General features: G+C 18.1%; 11 protein-coding genes and 2 tRNA genes. 7 read left to right on the plus strand and 6 right to left on the minus strand.

Going from position 1 to position 15,768, the window contains the following annotated elements; translation table 11 throughout:
* Positions 1-599: thiamine pyrophosphate-binding protein (locus GJT95_RS00920; protein WP_246225741.1), on the minus strand; the 599-nt coding region annotated here is incomplete at its 3' end.
* Between the two features lie 257 nt (positions 600-856).
* Positions 857-929, minus strand: a tRNA-Trp gene (locus tag GJT95_RS00925).
* Between the two features lie 230 nt (positions 930-1,159).
* On the opposite strand from GJT95_RS00925, the gene GJT95_RS00930 reads away from it, so the two are divergent.
* A complete protein-coding gene (locus tag GJT95_RS00930; RefSeq protein WP_169785917.1) occupies positions 1,160-1,912 on the plus strand; it encodes an FAD-binding oxidoreductase in 753 nt (250 codons plus the stop codon).
* 34 nt (positions 1,913-1,946) lie between these two features.
* Positions 1,947-2,726, plus strand: coding sequence for a triose-phosphate isomerase (tpiA, locus tag GJT95_RS00935; protein ID WP_169785918.1), 780 nt, complete (start codon positions 1,947-1,949; stop codon positions 2,724-2,726).
* On the opposite strand, the gene lysS is transcribed toward tpiA, so the two are convergent.
* The 4 genes from lysS to GJT95_RS00955 all read right to left on the minus strand — a co-directional run bounded on the left by lysS (position 2,712) and on the right by GJT95_RS00955 (position 7,030).
* A complete protein-coding gene (gene lysS, locus GJT95_RS00940) occupies positions 2,712-4,214 on the minus strand; it encodes a lysine--tRNA ligase (RefSeq protein ID WP_169785919.1) in 1,503 nt (500 codons plus the stop codon). The genes tpiA and lysS overlap by 15 nt on opposite strands.
* Before the next feature lie 19 nt (positions 4,215-4,233).
* Positions 4,234-5,332 (minus strand): peptide chain release factor 2 gene (prfB, locus tag GJT95_RS00945; RefSeq protein WP_246225734.1). Its coding sequence is split into 2 segments (ribosomal slippage): positions 4,234-5,256 and positions 5,258-5,332, totalling 1,098 coding nucleotides; the frame shifts between segments, so codons are not numbered across the junction.
* Positions 5,333-5,488: 156 nt separating this feature from the next.
* Positions 5,489-5,561, minus strand: a tRNA-Ile gene (locus GJT95_RS00950).
* A gap of 56 nt (positions 5,562-5,617) precedes the next feature.
* Positions 5,618-7,030 carry a Do family serine endopeptidase gene (locus GJT95_RS00955; RefSeq protein ID WP_169785920.1) on the minus strand — a complete coding sequence of 471 codons (1,413 nt, stop codon included), beginning with the start codon at positions 7,028-7,030 and terminating at the stop codon, positions 5,618-5,620.
* A gap of 224 nt (positions 7,031-7,254) precedes the next feature.
* Between GJT95_RS00955 and rpiA the strand changes: the two genes are divergently transcribed.
* The 5 genes from rpiA to GJT95_RS00980 form a co-directional block, all read left to right on the plus strand.
* On the plus strand, positions 7,255-7,923 hold the full coding sequence (gene rpiA, locus GJT95_RS00960) for a ribose-5-phosphate isomerase RpiA (protein ID WP_169785921.1): 669 nt from the start codon (positions 7,255-7,257) through the stop codon (positions 7,921-7,923).
* Between the two features lie 66 nt (positions 7,924-7,989).
* Complete coding sequence (gene dapF, locus GJT95_RS00965; protein ID WP_169786143.1) at positions 7,990-8,814, plus strand: diaminopimelate epimerase; 825 nt, start codon at positions 7,990-7,992, stop codon at positions 8,812-8,814.
* 46 nt (positions 8,815-8,860) lie between these two features.
* Entirely contained in the window at positions 8,861-11,053 is a 2,193-nt protein-coding gene (locus GJT95_RS00970; RefSeq protein WP_169785922.1) for a UvrD-helicase domain-containing protein, read from the plus strand.
* An 81-nt stretch (positions 11,054-11,134) separates the two neighbouring features.
* Positions 11,135-12,088: a magnesium/cobalt transporter CorA gene (corA, locus tag GJT95_RS00975; RefSeq protein ID WP_169785923.1), complete on the plus strand. Its 954-nt coding sequence runs from the start codon at positions 11,135-11,137 to the stop codon at positions 12,086-12,088.
* Positions 12,089-13,495: 1,407 nt separating this feature from the next.
* A partial coding sequence (locus tag GJT95_RS00980) for a 2-oxoglutarate dehydrogenase E1 component (RefSeq protein WP_169785924.1) occupies positions 13,496-15,768 on the plus strand: 2,273 nt, incomplete at its 3' end.

Here is a 15,768-nt window from a genome sequence, read left to right on the forward strand (position 1 = left end):
GATGTTCTTAATAAAACATTTGCTTTTTTAATTTTTTCAATTGAAGATTTTTGACATGAAATGAAAAAATGTTTTTTATTTGATAACATAACTTTTTTATCTATATTAGATAATTGTATATCTTTAGGTATATCTATTAATACGGGACCTGGTCTATTAGATAATGCTATATAAAAAGCTTTATCTATAATAGTAGATAATTCTACTGAAGAAGTTATTAAAAAACTATGTTTAGTACATGATAATGACATGCCTATAATATCTATTTCTTGAAAAGCATCAGTACCAATTAAAGGAAGTGATACTTGTCCAGTAATTGCAATAATAGGTATAGAATCTACCATTGCATCTGCAAGACCAGTTATTAAATTAGTAGCTCCAGGACCAGACGTAGCAATACATACTCCTATTTTTCCAGTAGCTCTTGCGTACCCGATAGCTGCTATTGCTGCTCCTTGTTCATGCCTACATAATATGTGTTCTATATCTCCATCATATAATGCATCATAAAGAGGCATTATTGCCCCACCTGGATATCCAAATACTGTTTTAATATTTTGTTTTTTTAATATTTGAATTATACATTGTGCTCCGTTCATATTTTACACCTCTTTTTTTAGTAAAATGATATGCATAATTCAATTTAATTATGATTTAATTCATGTATATTTCAAGATTAAACGATATGGTTTTGTTTTATATTTGATATGTTATTAAAATTTTTATCAAAATCATATAAATTTTTGAATTAAATATTCATATATATGAATATATATTTATATAAAATATTTTACTATTTATTTATAATGTTTTTTTAAAAATTAAATAATATTTTTTTTATAAAAAATATTATTTTCAGGGGTGGAGGGATTTGAACCCCCAACCATTGGTTTTGGAGACCAATATTCTACCAATTAAACTACACCCCTTACTATTTATATAGTATATTATATTATATAATTTTATTAGTAAAATTTATTTATGATAAAATTTATTTATTTTAAATATTAAAATACAAAGTATATTATTTTTATTAAATAAATATTTTATATTTAACAATTTTAATAAAAATTATTTTTCATATTTTATTAATTATTATTTTTTATAATAATTTTTATAAAATTAATGTATCATTTTATGACTTTAAAAGGATAAAAAAATGACAGAATGGAGTATTGGAAAAGTAAAAGATATTAAATATTGGGCTAATAATTTATTTAGTATTATTTTAAAAGCAAAAGTTAATAATTTTTATGCTGGTCAATTTACTAAATTAGCATTAAAAATTAATGATAAAAAAATACAAAGAGCATATTCATATATTAATTCACCTAAAAATAAAAATTATGAGTTTTATATTTCTAATATTAATAATGGTAATTTAACTCCATATTTATATAAATTAAAAATTAATGATGAAATTATGATTGCTAAAAATGCATTAGGAAGTTTTACAATAAATAATATTGAATCTTGTAAAAATTTATGGATGTTATCAACAGGAACTGGTATTGGTCCTTATCTTTCAATATTACAAGATAATGTATGTTTTCAAAAATTTAAAAAAATAATTTTAATACATTCTATTAGATATATAGAAAATTTTAGTTATTTAAATTTGGTAAAAAAAATAAAACAAAAATATTATAATCAATTAATTATTAAAATTATTTTAACTAGAAATGTGAAAATTAATAATTCTATTTTATATGGTTATATTCCTAATTTAATTAAAAATGGTATATTAGAAAATAATATTGGTATTGAGATAAATACTAATAATAGTCATGTAATGCTTTGTGGTAATCCAAATATGATTAAACAAACTAAAAAATTTTTAGAACACTATAAAAATTTTTCTAAAAATTTAATAAATAAAAAAGGTAATATTACCTATGAACAATATTGGTAAATTAATGTATTTTTAAATTTTAGAAGGAAATCATATGAAAAAATTTTTAGTTACTGCTAATTGGAAATTAAATGGTAGTTATAATTTTATAAATAAAAATATAAAAATAATAAAAAAAATAAATCATTCTTTAAAATATTGTCAATTATCTATATCACCTCCTTATGTATATTTACATTATATTAATAATTTAATAAAAAATACTTCTATATCTTTAACAGCACAAAATGTAGATATTCATTTAAAGGGATCTTTTACAGGAGAAATATCAGTAAATATGTTAAAAGATATAGGTGTAAAATATGTTATAATTGGTCATTCAGAAAGGAGAATATATCATAATGAAGATATTAATTTTATATCAAAAAAATTTGTATTAATTAAAAAATATAATTTAATTCCAATTTTATGTATAGGAGAAACTGAAGAACAAAGAAAAAATAAATTAATAGAAAAAATTTGTATTAATCAAATTAATAGTATACTTAAAATAAGTAATATTAATATATTTAGTAATACTATTATAGCTTATGAACCACTTTGGGCTATTGGATCTGGCAAAATAGCAGATATAAATGAAGTAAAAAAAGTTATTTTATTTATTAGAAAATATATATCATCTTTAAATAAAGAGATAGTAGAAAATATATATTTTCAATATGGTGGATCAGTAAATTATTTTAATATAAATAATTTTTTTAAAAAAAAATATATAAATGGTTTTTTAATAGGTAAAGCTTCTTTAACAATGAAGAATTTTATATTTTTAATTGAAAAAATAGAAAAAAATTTATACCTGTTAAATAGGTCTTAACATTGGAAATAAAATAACATCTTTTATTGTTTTTGTATTTGTAAATAACATAATTAGTCTATCTATTCCTACACCTAATCCAGCTGTAGGAGGTAACCCATATTCTAATGCTTCTATATAATCTTTATCATAAAATTGATTATTACTAATATTTTTATGATTTTCTTGTTTTTGAAATCTTTTTTTTTGTTCTTCAGAATCATTAAGTTCAGAAAAACCATTTGCAATTTCCATTCCACAAATAAAAAATTCAAATCTATCAGTAAATAAAGGATTTAAATCATTACTTCTTGATAATGGAGAAATTTCAATAGGGTATTCTGTAATAAATGTTGGTTCTATAATTTTATGGATAATTTTTTCTTCAAAAATTTTAGAAATAATTTTACCTTTACTCCAGTCTAGATTTATTTTAACATTTAGTAAATTAGTAATTTTTGTTAATTTATTCAAATTTTCTAAATTTTCTAAAGAAAATTTAGGATAAAATTTTATAATAGCTTCTTTCATAGTTAATTTATTAAATTTATTATTTAAATCAAAAATATAATTATCATATTTTAAAATATTATTTTTAAATATTTTTTTATATATTTTTTTAAATAATTTTTCAAAAAAAATCATTAAATCTTTATAATCTGAATATGCAATATATAACTCCATCATAGTAAATTCAGGATTATGTTGAGTTGATATTCCTTCATTACGAAAATTTTTATTAATTTCAAAAATTTTATTAAATCCTCCAATAATTAACCGTTTTAAATATAATTCAGGAGCAATACGTAAATATATATTCATATTATATTTATTATGATATGTTATAAAAGGTTTAGCTAATGCTCCTCCTGGAATATTATGCATCATCGGGGTTTCTACTTCAATAAAATTATTTTTATTCATAAAATCTCGAATATTTTTTATAATTTGATGTCTCTTTTTAAAAATATAACGTGTTTTTTTATTAACAATGAGATCTAAATATCTTTTTCTATATTTTATTTCTTTATTTTGTAATCCATGATATTTATCAGGTAAAGGTTTTATTGCTTTTGTTAATAAAAAAATTTTTTGACAAAAAATTGATAAAATTTGAGTTTTAGTTTTAAAAACATAACCAATTATACCTATAATATCTCCGATATCATATTCTTTTAAAAATTTTTTATATTCTTGATAAGATATTTTATTTTGAGATATATAAATTTGTATTTTACCTGTATAATCTTGAATATTAATGAAAGAAGCTTTACCCATAATACGCATATTTACTATACGTCCTGCAACATGTAATATTTTTTTATTTAAAAAATTATCTTTTTCATTTGAAAGTTTATTTAAATAATTACACATAATATTAATTTTAAAATGATTAGGAAAAACTATATTATTATTTTTTTTTAATATTTTTAATTTTTTATATCGAAATTTTATTTCATTATTATGAATATTTTTAATATTATTTAATTTATTTTTAACTTCAAACATAATATTAAACCTTATATATTTATAAACCTAATTTTAAACTTGCTTGAATAAATTGATCTAAATTACCATTTAATACAGATTGTATATTATTACTTTCTATACCAGTCCTTATATCTTTTATTCTTGAATCATCTAATATATAAGAGCGTATTTGATATCCCCAACTAATATTAAATTTATTTTTTTCTATTTCTTCTTTTGTTTTTTTTCTAATTTTATTTTGTAATTCATATATTTTATATTTTATTTGTTTCATAGCTTGGTTTTTATTTTTATGTTGTGATCTATTATTTTGACATTGTGTAACTAATCCTGTAGGAATATGTGTAATACGTACAGCAGATTCTGTACGATTTACATGTTGTCCTCCTGATCCAGATGCTTTATATACATCGACACGTAAATCTTCCATATTAATAGATATATTTAAGTTATCCTTAATTTCAGGATATATAAAAGTTGAAGCAAAAGATGTATGTCTTCTACCTGAAGAATTAAAAGGACTTTTTCTTACTAAACGATGAATACCACTTTCTGTACGTAACCATCCAAAAGCATATTTACCAATAATATGGATTGTGGATGATTTAATTCCGATGATTTCTCCTGGAGATTCATTTATTATAGTTGCTTGATATTTTTTTTTTTCTGCCCATTTTAAATACATTTTCATTATTATTTTAGCCCAATCCTGAGATTCTATACCTCCAGATCCAGATTGGATATCTATAAAACAATTTTTTTTATCATTTTTTTTAATAAAAATTTTTTGTAATTCTAAATTATCTATTTTTTTTTGTATTTGAAATAAAATTTTTATAGATTCCTTTAACATTTTTTTATCATTAGAATTAATTGCTAAATTAGTTAATTCATTAATATCAATAATTTCTTGATTAATATCATCTAAAGTTAATAGTATATTTTCTATATTAGATTTTTTTTTATTTAAAGAAAGTAAGTTATTTATATTTTTCCAAATATTTGGATTTTGTAATTTTTTTTTTATTACTAATAATTTTTTTTGATATTTTGAATAATTAAAGAAACCCCCTAATAAAACTATTTTTTTTTTTTATTTCTTTTAATTTATTTTGTATCAAAATATTTTCTGACATATTTAATTCCTAATTTTTAATAAAAAAATATTAAATATAAAATAATCTAAATATTCATTTTAATTAAAATAAATTTTATATAAATAATTATTAATAATATATAAATATTAGATATGGATAATAAATTAAAATTTAATTTTATTAGATTAATAAATTTGGCCCTTGTTGGATTTGAACCAACGACCTAACGATTATGAGTCGTTTGCTCTAACCACTGAGCTAAAGGGCCATGTTATGATATTATGTTATATTTTAATATATATTTCAATTAAATTTATTATTTATTTAATTTAATAAATATAATTCTTTATTTCCTCTTAAAATATTTAAGAGTATTAATGATGGTTGTGTGCCCAAAATTTTTTTAAGATCTTTTACATTATGTACATTTTTTTGATTAATTCTTATTATTATGTCATCCTTTTTCAATCCTATTATTGCAGCAGGTGAATTAGGTATAACTTTTATAACTTTTACTGCAATTCTTTTTGTTTTTTTAAAAATAAAATATTTTTTTTCTAAAGAAATATTTTCTAAATATGCACCTTCAATACCATATATTTTATTTTCATTAGAAAATTTATTATAATAAAAATTATCTAATTTTATTTCTATTATTTTAAAAATTCCATTTCTTATTATTCCTAATTTAATAATAGAATTTTTCATTAATATGCTAATTTTTGCTTTCAATAAAGCATAACTATTAATTCTTTTATTATTTAATGTAATTATAATATCACCAGGTTTTAATATATTATTTTTAGATGAAATTACTTCACGAACAAAAGTTCCTTTAAATATATTAGGTACTTTCATAACTTTTGCTATTTGTGGATCAAGTTCAACACCATAAATACCTAAAAAACCTCTTTCTATTTTTCCAAATTTAATAAATTGATTAACTAAATTCATAACAGTATTACTTGGTATAGCAAAACCAATACCTATATTACCTTCATTAGGAGTTAAAATAGCTGTATTTATTCCAATTAAATCTCCATTTAAATTAACTAAAGCTCCTCCTGAACTACCTTTGTTAATTGCAGCATCTGTTTGAATAAAATTTTCAAAATTTTCAATATTAAGTCCAGCACGTCCTAATCCTGATATAATTCCTGATGTAACACTTTCTCCTAATCCATATGGATTGCCTATAGCTATAGTATAATCTCCTACCTTTAATGTATCAGAATTAGCTATTTTAACGCTTTTTAAATTACCAGTTTTATCTTTTATTTGTATTAAAGCTAAATCTGTTTTTGGATCTTGTCCTAAAATTTTAGCTTCATAAATTTTTCCATTATTTAATTCTACTGAAATATAATCTGCATGATCTATAACATGATTATTAGTAATAATTAAACCTTTTTTAGAATCTATTATTACTCCAGATCCAATAGAATGAAACTTTTGTTGAAGAATATTATCATTATTTCCACAAATAGGAGTATTTTCATATAATGAACCCTCTTTACAAAGTGAAAATTTTTCATTTAAATATTCTTGTATTTTTGGAGGTAATCTAAATTGTGATACAAAAGTACTACCCTGTACATCAATATTAACAACAGAAGGAGTAACTTTTGATAATATAAGAGATAAACTTGGTAATTGATGATTATTCCATTTGTTTATTAAATTAAATGGTAATAATTTTGCATGTACATTTTGTAATGTAAATATTATGTTGCCCATAAAAAAAAATATATAAAAAACTATTTTAATTTTTTTCATAAAAAAATCTCATAATAAAATTTTTTAATATAATTATATAAAAACTTTTTAATTTGTATTTTGTTATAAAAATGAAAAATTCATATTGTAATTTTACAAACATTAAATTATTTAGATATAAATTTTTTACAAATTATTATACTTAATATAATATAAATTTTATTTTATATAAAGCATGAATATATATGATAAATAGATTAAAAAGTATTGCATCTAAAGTAGCAATAAAATATATTAAAAATAATACAATAATAGGTATTGGTTCAGGTACCACAATATCTCAATTTATTGAAATTTTATATAATGAAAAAAAAAATATAAAAGGTGTAGTATCTGCTTCTAAATATTCAACTAGAAAATTAAAAAAATATAATTTTAATGTTTATGAAATTAATAAAATAAATAAGATTGGAATATATTTTGATAGTGCTGATGAAGTTAATGATAAAATGCAAATGATAAAAGGAGGAGGAGCTGCATTAACTAATGAAAAAATTATATCTAATTATTCAGATACATTTATTTGTATTATTGATCAATCTAAATATGTAAAAAATTTAGGTAAATTACATCCAGTTCCTATAGAAATTATACCTTCTGCAGAAACTTCTATTACTAGACAATTATCATATATAGGAGCTATAGCAAAATTAAGAAAAAAAACAATTACAGAACATGGTAATTTAATATTAGATGTATATAAATTAAATTTACATAATCCTATTAAAACAGAAAAATATATAAATACTATTCCTGGAGTTGTAACTGTTGGATTATTTACTCAAAGATGTGCTGATATAGTTATTATAGGAAAATATAACTCTAAAGTATCAATAATAAGTAAAAAAATTTAAAATTAATAATATAATTTTAAATTTTATTTTTGATTTTAACAATATAGTATATACAAACATATGCAAATAAAATTTACTAAGATGCATGCATTAGGTAATGATTTTATTATTATAAATAATATAAAAAATACTCTGATTTTGACAAAAGATATTATAAAAAAATTATCTAATAGATATTTAGGTATAGGTTGTGATCAATTATTATTAATTGAATCATCATTTAATAAAAATATTGATTTTAATTATAGAATTTTTAATTCTGATGGTAATGAAGTAGAACAATGTGGTAATGGAGCACGTTGTCTTGCATTATATTTAAAAATAAAAAAATTAATTTGTAAAAAAAAAATATGTGTAAGTACAAAAAATCGTGTAATATATTTAAAAATCATAAATAATAAAATGATTTCTGTAAATATGGGTATTCCTTTATTTAATCCTAAAGACATACCATTTATAACTAATAGTATTAAAAATACTTATAAAATTTATTTTCAAAATAAATATATTTATTTTAATATTGTTTCTTTAGGAAATCCTCATTGTATAATTCAAGTAAATGATGTATTAAAAACTCCTGTGTCATTAATAGGATCTTTTTTAGAAAACCATATTGTTTTCCCACAAAAAATCAATGTAGGTTTTATGCAGTATATAGATATAAATAATATTAAATTAAGAGTTTTTGAAAGAGGGGTAGGTGAAACTAATGCTTGTGGTTCAGGTGCTTGTGCAGCTGTAGCTATAGGAATAAAAAAAAATATTTTATCAGAAAAAGTATATGTTAATCTGCGTGGAGGAATTATAACTATTATTTGGAAAGGAAATAAAAATAATTTATTTATGATAGGAGATGCTAAATATATTTATGATGGTAAAATTATATTATAATAAATTTTTTATAAAAAATATTATTTTAATAATGGCATTTAAATAAATGAAAAATATAGATTTATTAAAAAATTTAAATAGTAAACAAAAAGAAATAGTATCTGAAAATAGAAAAAATTTATTGATTTTAGCAGGTGCTGGTAGTGGTAAAACTTTAGTATTAATTCGTAGAATAGCTTGGTTAATTTACAAAGAAAATTGTTCTCCTAAATCTATTTTAGCAGTAACTTTTACAAATAAAGCAGCAAAAGAATTAAAAACTAGAATTACATCATTATTAATAAATAATTTTCAAAAAAACAATATTTGGATAGGTACTTTCCATAGTTTCGCTTATTATTTATTAAGAAAACATTATTTAAATGTAGGACTAACAAAAAACTTTCAAATTATAGATTCTTATGATCAAAAAATAATAATTAAAAGAATTTTAAAAAAATTATCTTTAAAAGATAAAATATTTTCTATAGAAAATATTTTAAAATATATAAATAATATAAAAAATAATATATTAAATAATCATTTTTATAAAAATAACTTATATAATATTAATTTATCTAAAATTTATGATGAATATCAAAGTTTTTGTAAAATAACAGAAGTAATTGATTTTAACGAATTAATATTTTATTTATATAAATTATTTTTAAATAATCCTAAAATATTAAAAATATACCAAAAGAGATTTCAAAATATTTTAATAGATGAATTTCAAGATACTAATGATATACAATATAAATTTATTTCTTTATTATATAATAAACATTATAATACAAAAATTGTTCTTGTAGGTGATGATGATCAATCTATTTATGGATGGAGAGGAGCTAAAATTAATAATATTAATCGTTTTTTACAAGAATTTGATAAAGTAAAAATGATACTATTAGAACAAAATTATCGTTCTACTTCTAATATTTTAGAAGTTGCAAATAAATTAATTTCTTATAATAATAATAGATTAAAAAAGAAATTATGGACTAATGCAGATAATGGAGATCTTATTACAATATATTATGCACTAAATGAATTTGATGAAGCTGAATATATTGCTAAATATATAAAACAAAAAATACTTAAAAAAAATATTAAATTAAATAATTATGCAATTCTTTATAGAAATAATTCTCAATCTCGTATTTTAGAAGAAATTTTGTTAAAATTTTCTATTCCATATAAAATATATGGAGGAATACAATTTTTTGAACGTCAAGAAATCAAAAATATTTTATCTTATTTAAGATTAATATCTAATTATAATGATGATAGTTCATTTGAAAGAATAATAAATATTCCTAAAAGAGGTATTGGTAATACCACATTAAATTATATAAAATATATTGCTAATAAATATTCTTTAACATTATGGAAATCTAGTTTTTTTTTATTAAAAAATAAAAATTTTTTAAATAAAACATCATTTTATGCATTAAAAAAATTTATTACATTAATTACATTTTTAAAAAATAATATAAAACATCAATCATTATCTAAAATTATTAAACAAACAATAAAATTTTCTGGATTATGGGATATGTATAATAAAAATTGTTTATTTGAAAAAGATAATACTAAAATAAATAATTTGAAAGAATTTATTAATGCTGCTAAATATTTTACAAAAAAAAAATTACAATATAAAACAAAATTAAATAATTTGAAAATAAAAGATGTTAATTTATTAACAGATTTTCTTTCTCAGACTTTATTATTAAATGAAAATATAAATAAAAATAATGAAAAAAAAAATAATTATATACAATTAATGACTATTCATGCATCTAAAGGATTAGAATTTTCTGAAGTTTTTATTGTTGGTATGGAAGAAGGTATTTTCCCAAATAAAATTTCTTTTGATGAAAAATCTATAAATGAAGAAAGACGTTTAGCATATGTAGGTATTACTAGAGCTAAAAAAAAATTAACTTTAACTTATACAAAAAAACGTTTTTTATATGGTAAAGAAATTAATTCAATACAATCAAGATTTATTAATGAATTACCACAAAATTGTATAAAAAATATTAGTTATATTCAAAATATTAGTGTTTTACCAAAAAAAAATTATCTTTTTATAAAAAAAAAATATTTTATAGGACAAATGGTTTATCATAAAAATTTTGGTCAAGGAATAATTTTAAAAATAGAAATTCTTAAAAAGAATGAAAAATTACAAATTAAATTTGATAATACAATAATAAAATGGATAATGTCTAATTATATACAATCTTCTATTTAAAATTTTATATTAAATTATTTTAATGAAATATATAGATTTATTTATATATTAATTATAATATTATCCTAATTAGGAGTTATCATGTTAAATGCATATAAAATATATAATAAATATTTAATTCATCTTAAATTAGATAATAATTTAAAAAATTTGTTAGATGCAATATGGATTGATTTAATTCAACCAAAAGATAACGAAAGAAAACAAATATATTATTTACTTAAACAAAATTTAGCTACTAGACCAGAATTAGAAGACATAGAAGCATCAGCAAGATTTTTTGAAAATAAAGAAGGATTACATATTCATTCATTTTTCTTTTATAAAAAGAAAAATAAACATGTAGGTACTACTACTGTAGCATTTACTATAAAAAATAATAGATTATATACTCTAAGAGAAAAAGAATTATCTGCATTTCGTTTATATAGAATACGCATGAATAATCATTGTATGTCTTATGGTAATCCTTATGAATTATTATTAGATATATTTGATACTAAAATTGAGCAATTAGCCGATGAAATCGAAAATATATATAGTCATTTAGAATCTTTAAGTTGTATTATTATGAAGGGGCATCAAAATAAAGAATTTGACAATGCACTTTCTACTTTGGCTGAATTAGAAGATATTGGATGGAAAGTAAGATTATGTTTAATGGATACACAAAGAGCAGTAAATTTTTTAATGAGAAAAACTAGATTACCTAATAATCAAATTAAACAAGCAAAAGAAATTTCAAGAGATATTAAATCATTATTACCACATAATGAATCATTATTTCAAAAAGTTAATTTTTTAGTACAAGCAGCAATGGGATTTATTAATATAGAACAAAACAGAATTATCAAAATATTTTCACTAGTATCTGTAATTTTTTTACCACCAACATTAGTTGCATCTAATTATGGCATGAATTTTACCTTTTTACCAGAATTAAAATGGAAATATGGTTATATTTATGCTATCATTATAATGATAGCATCAGCTTTAGCTCCTTATTTTTATTTTAAAAAAAAAAAATGGTTATAAAGTTAAATTATTAATTTATATTTTTTTTTAAAAAAAATTTTTAAAAACATACATATTTTTTTTATATTTAATTTAAATATATTATATATTTAAATAAATCTAATATTTATTATTAATTATAATTAATATAGGTAAATTATTATTTACCTATGTTTTGTTATATATTTTTTATTTAACTTTATTTTAAATAAAGAATAAATTTTATATATAGATATATATATAAATTATTAATTATGTTTTATTTTGATAATTAAATATTATCAATTTATTTTTAATAAATAGAATATTAAAGTTAATCATTTAATATGATAAATTAATAATTTTATAATTAAGTATATTTATTTTTTATTTATTATTTTTTATAATTTATTAATTTAAAATAGTTAGAAAATAATTATAAATAAAAAATTAAATTTAAAAAAATTTAAAATTTATCAAATAAAAAATAATTCAAATATATTTATATAAAATATTAATAATATAAATATTTTATTTATATAAAAAATATTATTTTAATTTATATATTTTATATATATTATTTAATAAATAAAATATAAAATTTTGTTAAATATAATTTAAATTTTTTTTTGAAAAAATACTTTTGTTATAGTCACAACATTTATTACTAATATAAAATATCTAAATATTAAAAAAATTACAAAAATCTTAATATTTTTATTATATATATTTAATAAATAAAAAAAAATATACTTTAAATTATTACTAAAAAAATATTATAATTATTATTTTTATTAAAAAAATTATATTTTAAAATATAGTAATTTTTAAAATATAAAAATATAAAATATATTTACTAAATAATATAAATATAAATATAATAACAATTTTTGTTATTATATTTATATTTAATAAAAAAATACTAAAATTTAATTTTTGTAAATTATTTTATTTCTATGATATTTATCATCAATAAAAATAACTATTTTTGAATATAATTTAATTGATCTAAATAATTTTTATATAATAAAATATCTTTAATCAAAATTTGATTTATAAAATATATTAACCAAAAATATTTTATTTTATCTTTAAAATAAAACATAAAACTTAAACTAAAAATTTTAGTATATGAAATTAATTTATTTAATATGCATATTATAAAAAAAATTTAAACAATAAATAAATTATAATTAATTTAATATTATAACTTATAATTTATTGTTTAGTTTTAAAAAATTTTTAGTATCTATTATTTTTTTTATGGTAGTTATTTTATTTATTATTCATAATTTAATTGTATTTAATTTTTTAAATTCTAATTTTTATTTTATTTATAATAAAATATTAAAATTAATAGAAAATTATTTCATTTAAAAATATAATTATCAATTAAGTTTTACTCATTAAAATAAAATTTTAATTTTTTTATTACAATAAGAGATAATAATGGATAATTATAACTTTAATAAATATTTTTTATATGAAAATTTTTTTTATGTTGAAAAATTGTATCAAAAATTTTTAATAAATCCTGATTCTATAGAAAAAACTTGGAAATATTTTTTTATAAATTTTGAAAAAAAAAGTAGTATTTTATTTCAAAAAAACCAATCAGAAAACAATAATTTTTATAAAAAAAATTTTTTTATAGAAAAAATAAATCGATTAATAAATAATTTTAGAATATTTGGACATTATGATGCAAATATAAACCCTTTAGCGTTTAATAAAAAACAATTAAGTAACATTTTACAAATAAAAAATTATAATATTAATATAAAAGATTTACAAAAAAAAATTACATTAAATTCTTTATTTAAAAATCAAAAAATTATTGATATATATAATATTTTTAAAAAAATATATTGCAATCATATAGGTATAGAATATTTTCATTTATTAAATAATGAAAAATATTGGATACAAAAAAATATAGAATCAATGATTAATAATTTACAAGTTAAAGAAAAAAAAATTTTTTTTGAAGAATTAATTGCTGCAGAAATTTTTGAAACTAATATAGCAAAAAATTTTCCAGGTACTAAAAGATTTTCTTTAGAAGGTTGTGATATCCTAATTCCCATAATTAAAGAAATTATACGTTATTCAAGTAAATTAAAAAATAATATTACAAAAATAATTTTAAGTATGGCTCATAGAGGAAGATTAAATGTTTTAGCTAATGTAATGGGTAAAAATATAAAAAAAATAAAAGATGAATTTAAAAATATGTTTTTAGAAAAAAATGATATAGATGATGTTAAATATCATTTAGGTTATTCTTCTATTATTATTAATAATAATAGAAAAATAAAATTACAATTAATATTTAATCCATCTCATTTAGAAAGTGTTAATTGTGTTTCTATGGGTATAGTTAAATCTTATATTGATTCATCTAAAAATAATAATATACTTCCTATTAATATACATGGAGATGCTTCTTTTAGTGGTCAGGGAATAATACAAGAAATTTTAAATTTATCTCAAACAAAAGGTTATGGAATTAATGGAACTATACATATTATAATTAATAATCAGATCGGATTTACTACTTCTAAAATTGCTGATATGAGATCTAGTTATTATTGTACTGATATAGCTAAAATGATTCAATGTCCTATTTTTCATATAAATGCAGATAATATAGAAGATGCTATCTTAATTATAAGATTAGCAATTATATATAGAAATTTATTTAAAAAAGATATTTTTATAGATTTAGTTTCATATAGAAGACATGGTCATAATGAAATAGATGATCCATATATAACACAACCATTAATGTATCATTATATTAAAAATCATAAAACAATACAAAATTTATATTTTAAAAAATTATTCACTCAAAATATTTTAAATATTCAAGAAAAAAAAAATATATATAAAAAATATCAAGACTTATTTGATAAAAATGATTTTTTTATTAAAACATATATTCCATTTAAAAAAAATATTTTAAAAAAAATATTTAAAAAATTAACAATAAATGAATTAAAGAAATTAATTTTAAAAATTAGTAGTTTTCCTGAAAATTTTAATATTCATTCTAGAGTTAAAAAAATTTATTTAGATAGATTAAGTATGGGTGAAGGTAAAAAAAAAATAGATTGGGGAACCGCTGAAAATTTAGCCTATGCAAATATTTTAACTCAAGGAATATCATGTCGTTTATCTGGAGAAGATGTTAAAAGAGGTACTTTTTCTCATAGACATGCTGTTATTTATGATCAAAATAATGGAATTTCATATATATCTTTAAAAAATCTTAGTTCAAAACAAGGAAAATTTTATATTTATAATTCTATACTTTCTGAAGAAGCAGTTTTAGGATTTGAATATGGGTATTCTTTAAATAATAATAATATATTAACAATATGGGAAGCACAATTTGGAGATTTTATTAATGGAGCTCAAATTATTATAGATCAATTTATAAGTTCTGGAGAAAAAAAATGGAAATATCAAAGTAAATTAGTAATTATGCTTCCACATGGTTATGAAGGACAAGGTCCAGAACATTCTTCAGCACGGATAGAAAGATTTTTACAATTAAGTGCCGAAAATAATATGAAAATTTGTATACCATCTAATGCATCCCAAATATATCATTTATTATGTGAACAAGCATTTAATTATGTAAAAAAACCACTTGTTATATTTACGCCTAAATCTCTTCTAAGACATACTTTAGCATGTTCATCATTGAAATATTTTGT

It is taken from the genome of Enterobacteriaceae endosymbiont of Donacia crassipes (assembly GCF_012569785.1).
In the GTDB taxonomy this organism is placed as follows: Bacteria; Pseudomonadota; Gammaproteobacteria; order Enterobacterales; family Enterobacteriaceae.